Origin of the sequence: Variovorax pasteuri (assembly GCF_051216435.1) — a bacterium.
In the GTDB taxonomy this organism is placed as follows: Bacteria; Pseudomonadota; Gammaproteobacteria; order Burkholderiales; family Burkholderiaceae_C; genus Variovorax.
Genome location: NZ_JBPJZS010000003.1, coordinates 281,921 through 295,380, shown reverse-complemented (window position 1 = coordinate 295,380; position 13,460 = coordinate 281,921). Strand labels below are relative to the sequence as shown.

17 protein-coding genes are annotated in these 13,460 nt (G+C 67.1%); 11 read left to right on the top strand and 6 right to left on the bottom strand.

All coding sequences use genetic code 11. The features are described from left to right. Window positions 1–47: 47 nt before the first annotated feature. From ACSFBM_RS14895 to ACSFBM_RS14885, 3 genes are all read right to left on the bottom strand, one after another. A complete protein-coding gene (locus ACSFBM_RS14895; protein ID WP_435485027.1) occupies window positions 48–1,271 on the bottom strand; it encodes an RtcB family protein in 1,224 nt (407 codons plus the stop codon). A 42-nt stretch (window positions 1,272–1,313) separates the two neighbouring features. Beyond that, window positions 1,314–1,814 carry a hypothetical protein gene (locus ACSFBM_RS14890; protein ID WP_435485026.1) on the bottom strand — a complete coding sequence of 167 codons (501 nt, stop codon included), beginning with the start codon at window positions 1,812–1,814 and terminating at the stop codon, window positions 1,314–1,316. A 294-nt stretch (window positions 1,815–2,108) separates the two neighbouring features. After that, the gene (locus ACSFBM_RS14885) at window positions 2,109–3,260 is read right to left on the bottom strand and encodes a slipin family protein (RefSeq protein ID WP_435485025.1); all 1,152 of its coding nucleotides are present in this window, start codon (window positions 3,258–3,260) and stop codon (window positions 2,109–2,111) included. A gap of 703 nt (window positions 3,261–3,963) precedes the next feature. Here ACSFBM_RS14885 and rtcR point away from each other — a divergent pair. The 8 genes from rtcR (at window position 3,964) to ACSFBM_RS14845 (ending at window position 9,892) form a co-directional block, all read left to right on the top strand. Continuing rightward, entirely contained in the window at window positions 3,964–5,571 is a 1,608-nt protein-coding gene (rtcR, locus tag ACSFBM_RS14880) for an RNA repair transcriptional activator RtcR (protein WP_435485024.1), read from the top strand. 72 nt (window positions 5,572–5,643) lie between these two features. Continuing rightward, window positions 5,644–6,225: a hypothetical protein gene (locus ACSFBM_RS14875; RefSeq protein WP_435485023.1), complete on the top strand. Its 582-nt coding sequence runs from the start codon at window positions 5,644–5,646 to the stop codon at window positions 6,223–6,225. Between the two features lie 25 nt (window positions 6,226–6,250). Further along, window positions 6,251–6,778 (top strand): 2'-5' RNA ligase family protein, encoded by a 528-nt coding sequence (locus tag ACSFBM_RS14870; RefSeq protein WP_435485022.1) that lies wholly within the window; start codon window positions 6,251–6,253, stop codon window positions 6,776–6,778. Between the two features lie 3 nt (window positions 6,779–6,781). Then, complete coding sequence (locus tag ACSFBM_RS14865; protein WP_435485021.1) at window positions 6,782–7,111, top strand: low molecular weight protein tyrosine phosphatase family protein; 330 nt, start codon at window positions 6,782–6,784, stop codon at window positions 7,109–7,111. A 4-nt stretch (window positions 7,112–7,115) separates the two neighbouring features. Then, a complete protein-coding gene (locus ACSFBM_RS14860) occupies window positions 7,116–7,709 on the top strand; it encodes a 3'-5' exonuclease family protein (RefSeq protein ID WP_435485020.1) in 594 nt (197 codons plus the stop codon). Beyond that, window positions 7,706–8,566, top strand: coding sequence for an alpha/beta hydrolase (locus ACSFBM_RS14855; RefSeq protein WP_435485019.1), 861 nt, complete (start codon window positions 7,706–7,708; stop codon window positions 8,564–8,566). Before ACSFBM_RS14860 ends, ACSFBM_RS14855 begins: the two co-directional genes overlap by 4 nt. Window positions 8,567–8,568: 2 nt before the next feature. Beyond that, on the top strand, window positions 8,569–9,525 hold the full coding sequence (lhpI, locus tag ACSFBM_RS14850) for a bifunctional Delta(1)-pyrroline-2-carboxylate/Delta(1)-piperideine-2-carboxylate reductase (protein WP_435485265.1): 957 nt from the start codon (window positions 8,569–8,571) through the stop codon (window positions 9,523–9,525). Window positions 9,526–9,661: 136 nt separating this feature from the next. Further along, window positions 9,662–9,892: a hypothetical protein gene (locus ACSFBM_RS14845; RefSeq protein WP_435436952.1), complete on the top strand. Its 231-nt coding sequence runs from the start codon at window positions 9,662–9,664 to the stop codon at window positions 9,890–9,892. A gap of 36 nt (window positions 9,893–9,928) precedes the next feature. Here ACSFBM_RS14845 and ACSFBM_RS14840 read toward each other — a convergent pair whose 3' ends face one another. The 3 genes from ACSFBM_RS14840 to ACSFBM_RS14830 form a co-directional block, all read right to left on the bottom strand. Continuing rightward, window positions 9,929–10,291 (bottom strand): hypothetical protein, encoded by a 363-nt coding sequence (locus tag ACSFBM_RS14840; protein WP_435485018.1) that lies wholly within the window; start codon window positions 10,289–10,291, stop codon window positions 9,929–9,931. Window positions 10,292–10,381: 90 nt separating this feature from the next. Beyond that, a complete protein-coding gene (locus ACSFBM_RS14835) occupies window positions 10,382–11,110 on the bottom strand; it encodes a class I SAM-dependent methyltransferase (protein WP_435485017.1) in 729 nt (242 codons plus the stop codon). A gap of 60 nt (window positions 11,111–11,170) precedes the next feature. Further along, window positions 11,171–11,587 (bottom strand): hypothetical protein, encoded by a 417-nt coding sequence (locus ACSFBM_RS14830; protein ID WP_435436949.1) that lies wholly within the window; start codon window positions 11,585–11,587, stop codon window positions 11,171–11,173. A 234-nt stretch (window positions 11,588–11,821) separates the two neighbouring features. Between ACSFBM_RS14830 and ACSFBM_RS14825 the strand changes: the two genes are divergently transcribed. From ACSFBM_RS14825 to ACSFBM_RS14815, 3 genes are all read left to right on the top strand, one after another. After that, window positions 11,822–12,280 (top strand): hypothetical protein, encoded by a 459-nt coding sequence (locus ACSFBM_RS14825; protein WP_435485016.1) that lies wholly within the window; start codon window positions 11,822–11,824, stop codon window positions 12,278–12,280. A 124-nt stretch (window positions 12,281–12,404) separates the two neighbouring features. Beyond that, window positions 12,405–12,983, top strand: a complete 579-nt coding sequence (locus ACSFBM_RS14820) for a DJ-1/PfpI family protein (RefSeq protein WP_435485015.1) — start codon at window positions 12,405–12,407, stop codon at window positions 12,981–12,983. A gap of 58 nt (window positions 12,984–13,041) precedes the next feature. Then, the gene (locus ACSFBM_RS14815) at window positions 13,042–13,458 is read left to right on the top strand and encodes a ribbon-helix-helix domain-containing protein (protein WP_435485014.1); all 417 of its coding nucleotides are present in this window, start codon (window positions 13,042–13,044) and stop codon (window positions 13,456–13,458) included. Window positions 13,459–13,460 lie beyond the last annotated feature (2 nt).

Genomic DNA, 13,460 nt, shown 5'->3' with positions numbered 1-13,460 from the left:
CTTCGGCAGCGCCTTCACTTTCAAATGGCGGCACCAGGCCGTCATCGTCACCCCTTCACGCACACCACCTGCTTGAGCGTGTAAACCACCTCCACCAGGTCCTGCTGCGCCGCCATCACCGCGTCGATGTCCTTGTAGGCCATCGGAATTTCGTCGATCACCTCGGCGTCCTTGCGGCACTCCACGCCTTCGGTCGCGGCGATCTGGTCGGCGATGGTGAAGAGCTTCTTCGCCTTGGTACGGCTCATCTTTCGACCGGCGCCGTGGCTGCAGCTCATGAAGCTCTCGGGGTTGCCCTTGCCGCGCACGATGTAGCTCTTCGCGCCCATGCTGCCGGGAATGATCCCCAGCTCGCCGGCCTTCGCACTCACCGCGCCCTTGCGGGTGACGAGCACGTCTTGCCCGAAGTGCGTTTCGCGGCTCACATAGTTGTGGTGGCAGTTCACCGCGTCCACGTGCGCCTCGAAGGGCTTGACGATCACCTTGCGCGCGGCCGCGACCACGCGCTGCATCATCACTTCGCGGTTGGCGCGCGCGAACTTCTGGGCCCAGCCCACCGCGCGCACATAGTCGCCGAAGTACTTGGCGCCCTCCTCGAAGTACGCCAGGTCCTGGTCGGGCAGGTTGCGCTGGTGCAGCTCGGCGTCCTTCTTCGCGAGTTCGATGAAGTGCGTGCCGATGGCGTTGCCCACGCCGCGCGACCCCGAGTGCAGCATGAACCACACGGCGCCCGCCTCGTCCAGGCACACCTCGATGAAGTGGTTGCCGGTGCCCAGCGTTCCCAGGTGCTTGTGGTTGTTGGTGTTCTTGATGCGCGGGTAGTCCTCGCAGATCAAGTCGAACTCATCCACCAGCTTGGCCCAGGCGGCGTCGGTTTCGTCGGGCGGCGTTTCCCACGCGCCCTTGTCGCGGCCCATGCGCTTGGGGTTCGATCCGTGCGGCACGGCCTTCTCGATCGCCGAACGCAGCGGGCCCAGGTTGTCGGGCAGGTCGCGGGCGTTGAGCGTGGTCTTGCAGGCCATCATTCCGCAGCCGATGTCCACGCCCACTGCGGCGGGAATGATCGCCTTGAAGGTCGGGATCACCGAGCCCACGGTCGCACCGATGCCGTAGTGCACGTCGGGCATGGCCGCGATGTGCTTGAACACGATGGGCAGGCGGGCGGCGTTTTCCAGCTGCTTCTGCGCTTCGTCTTCCACGGGCACGCCGTTCGTCCACATCTTCACGGGGACGCCGTTGGGTACTTCGTGCAGTTTGTAGTTCTGTTCCATTTCTTTTTTTCTCTCTCTTTTCTGTCTTGTCTTGTTCGTTTGCTACTTGTAGAAATCCTGCGGCCGCTTCTTGAATGCCGCGATGAGCACCTCGTAGGCACGAAGCGGAAAGTCGTGCTCCACCCACCGCTCGCGATACGTCTCGGGCCCGCACTCCACATAGATGCGCTCCAGAATCGCATGGATGTTGCGCACCAAGTCCACACGCCGGACGAAGCCGCTTGCCAGCACCTTGTAGTTGTCGGCGGCGGTCATTTCCCAGCTCGCCCAATCGTGGTAGCTGCGCAGCTCGAAGCTCAGGTCGTCCTTGTCGCCCGTCACCACCAGCTGCACTTCACCAGGCTCGTCCATGAATACCGCCGTGGCGCTTTGCGCGCCCTTCACCAGCTCGACCCCCATGCGCGCGAGGTCGCCCAGCGAATCGTGCAGGTACGACACCGCGAACGCCATCGTTTCGGCGTCGTCACGAAAACTGAACGTGGCCCAGCCGGTGCCGCTCAGCACGTAGCCGATCCGTTCCTGGGTGCGATCTTCTTCCAACATGATCTTCTTTCTATCTGACAACAACGGCGTTCACTGACTTGGTGGACACGGCGGGATTCGAACCCGCATCAATACGGCGACCATGGTTCTTGAGTCCGATGGCCCAGTCGACGATTGGAAACGCGCGCCAGTGACAGACCCGTCATCGGAGCCAGCACCTGCATCCTCAACCGTACTCGTCAACCGACTTTCCCGCCGCATCCGGTGCTACCCGGACTGCGGACATGACAACAACATTTTTCGCAGTGGCGCTCCCTTCGGTGCCTGCGTGCCCGTATCTCTTTTCTCTATCGTTCAGGCCCCATTCGGGCGCAGCGTCACCAGCCCGTTGAGCACCTGGTCCAACCCGCCGATCACCGAGATCTTGTCGATGCGCTCGGCCACGCGTTCCAGCGTCTCGAGTTCTTTCATCCGCAATGCGACGGGGTTGCCCTCCATCACCTTGGCGGTGTTCAGCAGCGAGCGCGTGGCCGAAGTTTCCTCACGGCGGCGGATCACGTTGGCCTGGGCCGACTTCTCCGCCTCCACCACCTGGGCGAGGATGGTCTTCATCTCGCCGGGCAAGATGATGTCCTTCACGCCGACGCTCTCCAGCGAGATGCCCGAACCCTCCAGCCGCTCGCGCACCTGCGCCAGTACCGTCTGGTCGATGGCCGCCTTGTTCTCCAGCAGCGCGTCGAGCGTTTGTTCGCCCACTGCGGCACGCAGGCCGAACTGCAGTTCGCGGTACACATGCTCGGCCGGCTTGGACATCTGCGCCATCGCCTGCCGCACATCGAGGAAGCGCCACACCGCCGACAGGTTCAGCCGCAGCCCCACCTTGTCGCGGGTGAGTATTTCCTGGCCGCTCACCTCGGCGATCTGCGAACGCAGGTCCACAGAAGTCACCGACACCTGACGATTGAAGCGCCAGAAACCGTGGTTACCCGGCGGCAGCATCGCCTGCATCTGCCCTTCGAGCGTCAGCACGCCTGCATGGAACTCGGGCACCTGCACCAGTAGCACGCCTTCGAGCCCCTGCACCGCACGCGGACGCAGGGCCACGCTCTGCAGCTTGGCCAGCAGCTCGGCCGGCAGGCGCGCATCGGCGGCCAGGTCGATCACTTCGACGCGCTGCTCGCGCAGTCCGCGCCAGTAGAGCTTGCGCGTGGCGGGCGGCAGGATCTGCACCAGCACGCCGTCTTCATGGCGCAGGCCGACCTGGTTTTCGCCGAGCGACACCTGCACGAACTCGCGCTCCACCAGTTCGGGCTCGCGCGCCAGGAAGTAGTCGGTGAGCTCGTGCTCGAACACCGGCTCGGCGAGCGAGAAGCGCTCCAGCTTCAAGGTGTCGAAGCCCGCGAACACGCGGTGCTTGCCCGGACCGAGCAGTTTCTCGAAGTCGCCATTGCGCAGCAGCAGCGCGCGTTCGTTCTTCTTGATGGTGTATTGGTCGAAACCCAGCATTTTTTCTCTCCCGTTCGTTGTTCGTTGTCGGTTATTCGGTTCGTTCAGTCATTCAATCCAGGCCCTCGAAAGGGCAGGCGGCGGGCACAGCGGGAGGCCAGGCTGTCGTGCAGCGGTCGCGCGGCTTGGCAAGTGCCTCCCGGCGTTGCGTGTGCAACGCCGTCACCTCCCATCGCCGCGCGATGACTGCACGCAGTTCCTTGCCGCACATGCGGTGCGCAAGCCGCCTGCGCTTGGCACGGTGTTGCGTGCCCGCAGGGCCTCGTTGCCCTGCACCGCACGCTCCGGTGTGCCGGGGCGGGGGGCTTTCGCCCCGTCAGATGGCGGTGCACGCACCGCCGGGTTTTTTGCGGGAATCGAACCCGCAACGCCATGTGGTTAGCACGGTGCTCAACCATGAGCAGAACTGAATCAAGTTCAGTCGCCAGCCAGTTCAACAGCGGCATACCGCGGACCCAAGACAGGATCTGATCTGCGGCACCGGGCCGCTTTCATGCGGCACCTGCGAGCGGATGAACTGCATCCGGACGAATCACCTATTGCAGCAGGTGTGCCAGGCCTGGGGCGACGGCAACGAAATTTCGTCCGATGTGATGCAAGTTGTTGATGCACATGGGTAATTTTCTTTTCTTCCACGCTCCATCAACTCACCTCACCTGGTACTATTTCCAGAATTTCTATAAATTCAGCTAGTTTTATATCCATGAAGCCAATCGTCGTCATCGGCTTTCTAGGCACCCAGCTCGATGCCGGCCAAGGCGCGGGCCGCTGGAACAAGTGGCGTCCCACCGTCTCGCTCGCCCAGCACGAGGACATGGTCGTCTCGCGCATGGAGTTGCTCTACACGCTGCGCCACAAGGCGCTGGCCGAGGTGGTGAAGGCCGACATCGTCTCGGTGTCGCCCGAGACCACCGTCAACCTCGTGCCCTTCGACCTGGCCGACCCCTGGGACTTCGGCGAGGTCTACACGCGCCTGTACGACTGGGCGCGCGCCTACCCCTTCGACATCGAGCGCGAGCAGTACTGGACGCACATCACCACCGGCACGCACGTGGCGCAGATCTGCATGTTCCTGCTGTCGGAATCGCGCGTGGTGCCGGGCGTGCTCGCGCAGACCTCGCCGCCGAAGCGCCAGCGCGAAGGTGAGGCCGGCAAGTGCACGCTGATCGACCTCGACCTGTCGCGCTACGACGTGATCGCGCAGCGCTTCGGCGCGGAGCAGCGCGATGCGGTCGCCTTCCTCAAGAGCGGCATCGCCACGCGCAACGTGCGCTTCAACACGCTGATCGACGAAATCGAGCATGTGGCCGTGCGCTCGCGCGCGCCGATATTGCTGGTGGGGCCGACGGGCGCGGGCAAGTCCTTCCTGGCGCGGCGCATGTTTGAGCTGAAGCAGGCGCGCCACCAGATGAGCGGGCCGTTCGTGGAGGTGAACTGCGCCACGCTGCGCGGCGACGGCGCGGCCTCCACCCTGTTCGGCCACAAGAAGGGTTCGTTCACCGGCGCGGCCAGCGACCGGCCCGGGCTGCTGCGCACGGCTCACCAGGGCGCCCTGTTCCTCGACGAAATCGGCGAGCTCGGGGCCGACGAGCAGGCGATGCTGCTGAAGGCCATCGAAGAAAAGCGCTTCTTCCCCGTGGGCGCCGACAAGGAGGTGGAAAGCGACTTCCAGCTGATCGCCGGCACCAACCGCGACCTGCGCAGCGACGTGGCGCAAGGGCGCTTTCGCGAAGACCTGTTCGCGCGCATCAACCTGTGGACCTACGACCTGCCCGGCCTCGCGCAGCGGCCCGAGGACATCGAGCCCAACATCGACCACCTGCTGGCCCTGCACGCCGCACAGAACCACCGCGTGGTGCGCTTCAACGCCGAGGCGCGCGCGGCCTACCTGCGCTTTGCGCAGAGCGGCGAGGCGCTGTGGAGCGGCAACTTCCGCGACCTGTCGGCCAGCGTGACGCGGTTGGCCACGCTGGCCGACGGCGGGCGCATTCCGGTGGCGCTGGTGGAGGCGGAGATCGCGCGGCTGCGCTGGCTGTGGAAGCGCGAAGGGCCGGCGGCCGCGCAAGGCGGCGATGGCGATGTCGACCTGGACGCATTGCTCGGCGAGGAGCGCAGCGCCGCGCTCGACCTGTTCGACCGGCTGCAGCTCGAGGCGGTGGTGCGCGTGTGCCGGCAGTCGCGCAGCCTGAGCGATGCGGGCCGCCAACTCTTCCAGGCTTCGCGCGCCCAGCGCAGCGTGGTCAACGATGCGGACCGGCTGCGCAAGTACCTCGTCAAGCACGGGCTCGACTGGAACCAGGTCGGCCGCTGATAGATTCGGCGCTCCATACCGACCAGACAGACATTCAAGGGGAGAGCCGGATCGATGACACGCGTGCGTGAAATGAAGAGAACTTTGGTGTCTGCGTGCGTTGCGCTGACGCTCGCCGCGAGCGCCCAGGCCGCCCCGCTGCGCTCGGGCCTGTACGAAGGCCTGATGCTGGCCGTCGACGAAAGCGGTGCCGTCAGCGGCAGCTTCGCGCAGCAAGGCAGTTGCACCTTCCAGATCGCGGGCCGCGCAAGCTCCAAGGGCACGGCCGTGGTCCGCACGCTCGGCGATACCCCTGACCTGCCTGCCCTGGAAGGCCGGCTGTACGCCGGCGCCGACAGCGTCAGCCTCGCCCTGCCGGGCGGCCAGCAATTGCCGGGCTGCGGCAACGTGCTGCCGCCGTTGATCGACAAGGGCCTGGAGCTGGACCTCACGCAGAAGGGCACGTGGACCCGGCTGGTGAGCGTGGCCGTGCAGAAGACTCCTCTGCGCAAGACGCCCGCCGACGCGGGGCGTGCCTATGTGGTTCGCGGCGATGTGCTGGGCGTCGTCTCCGAGCGGGCGGACCTGCTCGAAGTCGCTTTCGTGAACGGGCAAGGCCGCGTGGTTCGCGGCTGGATCGCCACCAAGGATGCGAAAGCGCTGGGCGCGCCGTAGCGCTGACTAGATATCCTCTGCCCCCATGGCCATCTCCGCATTCGTCGTGAAAGTGCCCGCGGCCGAGCCGCTGGCCGGGGACCTGCGACGCCGCTTCGACGCCACCGTGGCGCTGGGGGTGCCGGCGCACATCACGGCGCTGGTGCCGTTCATGGACCCTTCTCTCATCACCGCCGACGTGCTCGAGCGCGCCGGGCGCGCGCTGCAACGCACGCCGTCGTTCGCGTTCTCTCTGGGCAGGGTCGGGCGCTTCCCCGAGACCGCGTACCTGGCGCCGGAGCCGGCCGCGCCCTTCGTCGCCATGACGCTGGCGCTGGTGACGGCCTTTCCCGGCTTCCTGCCCTATGGCGGCGAACATGACGGCGTGATTCCGCATCTCTCCGTGGCCCATGGCGATGCGCGCCATGCGGAGGAAGCGGCTGTCGAACTGCAGGCACGGCTGCGTGCATCGGGCGCCGTGCACGCGATGTGCACCGAAGTCACGCTCATCGAAAACTCCAGCGGCCGCTGGCAAGACATGCATGTCTTCCAGCTGCCCGCAGCCACTCCCTGACGCATGCGCAACGTTCTCTTCATCTGCAGCCGCAACCAATGGCGCAGCCCCACCGCCGAACAGCTGTGGCGCCGGCATCCGCTGGTCGCGGCACGCTCGGCGGGCACCAGCCCGAACGCGCGGCACAGGGTGTCGCTCGACGACATCGCGTGGGCCGACGTGATCCTCGTGATGGAAGAAAAACACAAGTCGCGGCTCGTGGCCGAGTTCACGCGAATGCTCGAAGGCAAGCCGATCCATGTGCTCGATATTCCGGACGCGTACCGGTACATGGATGCGGAGCTGGTCGAGGAGCTGCAGCGCTCGGTGCCGTCCATTCTTGGAATCGACTGAAGCCATGCCAGAGATCTACATCAGCACCGACGTCGAATCCGACGGCCCCATTCCCGGCCCGCACTCGATGCTCAGCTTCGGCTCGGCCGCCTACACCGCCGACAAGCGACTGGTCTCCACCTTCAGCGCCAACCTGCACACCCTGCCCGGCGCCGAGGCCGACCCCAAGACCGCCGCGTGGTGGCAGACCCAGCCCGAGGCCTGGGCCGCCTGCCGCACCGACCTGCAAGACCCCGCGCACGCCATGAAGGCCTACGTGGCCTGGCTCAAGGGCCTGCCCGCGGCACCCGACGCTCCCAGGCCGCGGCCGGTGTTCGTGGCGTATCCGGCGGGCTTCGACTTCCTGTTCGTCTACTGGTACCTGATGCGCTTCGCGGGCGAGAGCCCGTTCAGCCATTCGGCGCTGGACGTGAAGTCCTTCGCCATGGCCATGCTCAGGCTCGACTACCGCGACAGCACCAAGCGCGCGATGCCGCGCCGCTGGTTCGACAAGATGCCGCACACGCACGTGGCGCTGGACGACGCCATCGAGCAAGGGGCGCTCTTTTGCAACATGCTCGCAGAGAACCGCGCAACCGCCGCGGGCACGAAGCCATGACGGGCGGCACGGTGCGCCGCTGGTGCGGCAAGCTCGCGCTGTGCACGCTGCCGCTGCTGCTGGCGGGCTGCGTGCAGTCGATGTTCTATTACCCCGACGACGTGCGCTACGAAACGCCCGACGCGCTCGGCGTGCGCTACGAGATCGTGCAGTTCAACAGCGCCGACGGCACGCGCCTGAGCGGCTGGTTCCTGCCCGCGGAGGGCCGCACGAACCCGAAGGAGGCCAGGGGCACCGTCGTGCACTTCCACGGCAATGCGCAGAACATGAGCACGCACTGGCGCTTCGTGGCCTGGCTGCCGAAGCAGGACTACAACGTGCTGGTGTTCGACTACCGCGGCTACGGCCAGTCCGAAGGCAAGCCCGAACCCAAGGGCGTGTTCGAAGACGCCAACGCTGCGCTGAACTACGTGCGCACGCGCAGCGACGTCGACCCCGACCGGCTCTTCGTCTTCGGCCAGAGCCTGGGCGGCACCAACGCGATTGCGGTGGTGGGCTCGGGCAACCGCGCGGGCGTGAAGGCGGCGGCCATCGAGTCGACCTTCTATTCGTACTCGTCGATCGCCAACGAAAAGTTCAAGGTCGCCGGCCTGCTCGTGAGCGACACGTACGCGGCGTCGAGGTACGTGGCGGCCGTGTCGCCCATTCCGCTGCTGTTCATCCACGGCACGGCGGACCAGGTGATTCCCGTCGAGCATTCGCGGCGCCTGCTGGCCGATGCGCGCGAGCCCAAGCGGCTGATCGAAGTGCCGGGCGCCGGCCACCTGGAGCCGATGACGGGGCAGCGCTTCGGCCATGCCTACCGCAAGGCGCTGACCGAGTTCTTCGACGCGGCCCTGCACCCCATGCAGCAATGACGATGAAACACTTCGACGAAGCCGCCACCCGCGCCCCGCTGGGCTTCGAGCGGCTGGTGCCCGCCCTGCGCGCGGCCTTCGCGGGCACGGCCCAGGTGCCGCCGCGCCATGTGCACGGCATCGAGACGGCCACGCCAGACGGCACCAGCAAGGGCACCGTGCTCATCATGCCGGCGTGGAGCGACGCGGGCTTCCTGGGCATCAAGACCATCAACATCTTTCCCGGCAACAGCGCGCGCGGCCTGCCCGGCCTGCATGCGACCTACGTGCTGTACGACGCGCACACCGGCGTGCCGCTGGCGATGATGGACGGCAACGAGATCACCGCGCGCCGCACGGCGGCCGCGTCGGCGCTGGGTGCATCGTTTCTCGCGCGGCCGGATGCACGCCGCCTGCTGGTGCTGGGCACCGGCCGCATCGCGCGCATGCTGCCGGCCGCGCATGCGAGCGTGCGGCCCATCGACGAGGTGCGGGTGTGGAACCACCGCCCCGAAGGCGCCGAGACGCTGGCGGCGCAATGGCGCGCCGAGGGCTGGAACGCACGGGCGGTTGCCGGGCCCGACCTGGAAGCGGCCGTGCGCCAGGCCGACATCGTGAGCTGCGCCACGCTGGCCACCGCGCCGCTGGTGCGCGGCGAATGGCTGGCGCCGGGCTCGCACCTGGACCTGATCGGCAGCTTCACGCCCGCCATGCGCGAGGCCGACGCGCAGTGCTTTGCCGGGGCCCGCACCTTCGTCGACACCGACGAGGCGCTGCAGAAGTCCGGCGACCTGCTCGACGCAATGGCGGCCGGCACGCTGCGCGCGCAGGACGTGCAGGGCACGCTGGCCAGCCTGTGCCGGGGGGAGCGCACCGGCCGCGCCAACGACACCGAGCGCACCGTGTTCAAGGCCGTCGGCACCGCGCTGGAAGACCTGGCCGCCGCCACCCTGGTGTGGCAGGCGGGCGACACGGCCTAATCCTTATGGCTTAGCGCCGGGGCGCGAATGCGCCCGCGGAGGGGTTTTTTCCTACATCCGGATACGTCATGTAGCCAATAGCGCCTGTCACATCGCGTGGCTATCGTTGCCTGCAACATCGACAGGGGCCCACCGCATGCTCAGCACCGAACACAAAGCCAACATCCTGCGCAAGGCCGGGTACGCCGTGCCTGCGGTGCCCGGGAGCGTGGACAGCATCTACCAGACGCCCCAATGCTGGGGCAAGGCGATCGAGACGCTCTATGTGGCGTACGCCGCCAGCCGCGCCGCCAAGAGCCTGCGCGACGCCGAAGAAGCGCGGATGCTGGCGATGCTGCAGCTGCGCTCGGCCAAGGCCTACGCCTGAGCCACCTGCGCGATTGACCGGCGCCTGGCCGTGCGCTCAGGGCTTCTTCTGCTTCTCAGGCGCGTCGCCGCTGCCGCCGCGCGACATCTGGCCCGCCTTCATGGCCTCGCGGTTCGCCGCGCGGCGCTTGGCCGATGCGGCACGCCGCTGTTCCCGGGTCATCTTCGGCCCGGTGGTCGCGCGAACCTCGCCCTCCTGCATCTGCGGTCCGCGTGCGGCCGCGGCACCCTCCACGCGGCGCTCCTTGCGCGCCTCGGTGCGCTCCGCGCGCGTGGTGGGCGGCGACGGCATGGCCTTTCCCTGGGACGGGTCCGCTTCGCCGGAAGACTGCGCGGACGCCACCGACACGACCATCATCTGAGCCAGGGCCAGACAGACGGGCACGAGCACTTTTTTCATCGCGATGACCTTTCAGGGAGAGAGTGGCAACGGGGCCGGCGGCATTGTGTTCACTGTCGGGGCGTTCTGTCTACCGCCCCGCGATGCGGCTCAACGGCTGGCTGCGACCAGCAACATCATCGGCCGCTCGCGCTCCTCGGCCAGCGACGGCACTGCGGCGACCTGCTCGTCGCTCGGCCCCCACTCCTGCACATGCTCGATGCGAAAGCCCGTCTTCACCAGCGTGTTCAGCAAGGTGCCCAGCGTGCGGTGTTGCTTGACCACGCCATCGGCCAGCCAGTTCGTCACACGCGGGCCTTCCATCTGGTAGCTGTCGACCGGCCATGACTTGCGCCCCTGCGCATCGACATGCCAGCCCGGCGCTTGCGGCGCCATGAAGACCGGATGCTCGATGGAAAACACCAACCGGCCCGCGGGCACCAGCGCGTCGTGCACCGTGCCCAGCAGGCGCGCCAGATCCTCGATGTAGTGGAACGCGAGCGAGCTGTAGGCAAAGTCGAGCGACTGCGGCGGCAGCGCCAAGGTGTCGAGGTCCGCACGCACATACGAGATGGCACCGTCCGCCCCGAAGGCTTCTGCCTTGGCGAGCATCAGCTGCGACACGTCGAGGCCCAGCACCGACTGCGCCCCCTGCATGCGCGCCCAGCGGCAGAACCAGCCCAAGCCGCAGCCCAGGTCCGCCACGCGCAGGCCCTGCAGCGGCGGCACCAGCGCGCGCAGCGCCGGCCACTCGGGCGCGCCGTCGAGCCCGTGCACCGAGCGCGGCAGTTGCTCGTAGCCCTCGAAGAAGGCGGGCGTGTCGTAGATGTTCTGGGCCATCGATGGGGTCCTTGCCTGCTGGCGGAACCCCATTATTTCAACGGCCCGTTCCGTTTGCCCTTACTTGCTTTGCGCGGACTGCAGCACGGGGTTCTGCATGGTCGAGATGACCTTGCTGTTCACGCGCGAGCCGCCGGTCACGTTCTGGTCGGGTGCCGCGGCCGTGGCCATGGCTTCCTGGTAGACCTGGGCCGGGTCGCGTTGCGACGTGAATGGGTCGGCGCCACGCGAGCCGCGCGTCACGTTCTGGTTGGGCGCGTGGGCCGTGTCGACGGCTTGCTTGTACATGGCTTCCGGGTCGGCCGTGGACGTGAACGGGTCGGCACCGCGCGAACCGCGCGTCACGTTCTGGTTCGGCGCATGCGCTGCGGCGATGGCTTCGGCTTCGACGGCTTCGCGGGTGCGTTGCTGGGCGTTGACGGAAGCGACCGCGAGCAAGGCAACGGCGGCGGCAAGGGCGAGTTGGGTGGTCTTCATGGTTCGTCTTTTGGGTGAGTTGTCTGGCTGTTTGGATGGAGTCGGCCCGGAGATGCGGGAAAACCCTGAGCAAGGCTAGTCAAGGCAAAAGGCAGATCCGTGACGACCCGAGGCGCGAACGGGCTCTTGCACCCGCACTGCAACGCGGGCGAATTTCTGATAGCTGCAGTGCGCTGGTGCATTCAGTCTTTGGCGCGTCTGTCCACTCAATTCACCAGGAAGGAACTCAAGACCATGGGACTGTTCGATTTCTTGAAGAAGAAGCCCGCCATGCCGGAGACGATCGAAGACGGCATGGCCTCGCAGGCCAACGACTTCATCGGCGCGTTCTCGCAACCAGGCGCGCCCATCGACGGCGCGAAGCTGGACTACACGGCCGCCTCGCTGCCCCTGGTCGATCGCGTGCTCGACGACTTCTTCAAGCAGCAGGCGCCCCTGCCGGGCGACCTTCACTTTCTGGCGTCGGCCTATGTCTTCGAGGTGGCGCGCCGCGAGTTCGGCGGGCGCTACCTGCGCGGCGACGAAGACAACCCCTTCGTGCTCGTCATCGGCCAGGGCGATGCGCAGATCGGCGTGTGCGTGATGGGCAAGGTGCGTGGCCGCGCCACCAAAGGCCCCGAGGACGACCTGAGCTTTTTCTATGCCGGCATCGCGCCCCTGGTGGCGCGCGGCGTGGGCGCCACGCTCATCTGAGGCGGGCGTTGCAAGGTCACAGCCGGCTGCTACCCGCTGTGCCCTGCTCCTTCGAATAATGCGGCGACGGCCCGGGCGCCAGCGCCGGGCCGCATTCCAACCTCGTTCGAAGGAGACAAGACCAATGGCTCGCAAGATCCTCATGCTCTGCGGCGACTACGCCGAAGACTACGAAACCATGGTGCCCTTTCAGACCCTGCTCGCCGTGGGCCACACGGTGCACGCGGTGGCGCCCGACAGGAAGGCCGGCGACTGGGTGCACACCGCCATCCACGACTTCGAGGGTGCCCAAACCTACAGCGAGAAACCGGGACACCGCTTCACGCTGAACGCCAACTTCGCCGACGTGAAGCCCGAGGCCTACGACGCCCTCGTCATCCCCGGCGGCCGCGCGCCCGAGTACCTGCGCATGCACAGCCGCGTGGTCGAGATCGCCAAGCACTTCCTGGCGAACGACAAGCCCGTGGCGTCGGTCTGCCATGGCGCGCAACTGCTCGCGGCCACGGGCCTGCTCAAGGGCCGCAAGGTGTCGGCGTACCCGGCGTGCCAGGTCGAGGTGGAGCTGGCCGGTGCCGAGTACATGGGCATTCCGGTCGACCAGGCCGTGACCGACCGCAACCTGGTCACCGCGCCCGCGTGGCCGGCGCACCCGGCATGGCTCGCGCAGTTCCTGGTGGTGCTCGGTACGCGCATCGCGCATTGAAGGCCCCTGGGCGGCGCTACAGTGCGTGCGTCGCCCACCATCCCACACAGGAGGCCGCATGTGCGAAGTCTTCATCAGTGCCGACCCGCAGAGCTACGACGCGCGCACGCGCTCGGTGCGGCTGCACGGCGTGGTCACCAGCATCCGGCTCGAGAACCTGTTCTGGCAGGTGCTCGAGGAAATCGCACAGCGCGACGGCATGGTCGTGGTGCAGCTCATCGAGCGGCTGTACGACGAACTGGTTGCGGCGCGCGGCGAGGTCGGCAACTTCGCGTCGTTCCTGCGCGTGTGCGCGTTGCGCTACGAGGCGATGCTGGCGCAGGGGCGTATTCCGGCGGACACCTCGGTGGCCATCGGCTCGCTCGATGCCAAGGCCGTGCTGCATGAACTGCCGCAGGGATGGGGAAGCTCGCAGCAGCAGTCCTGCGAGGCGGACATTCGTCCCTTTCGCGCCGCGGCGCGGCGGCAGGCCTGAGG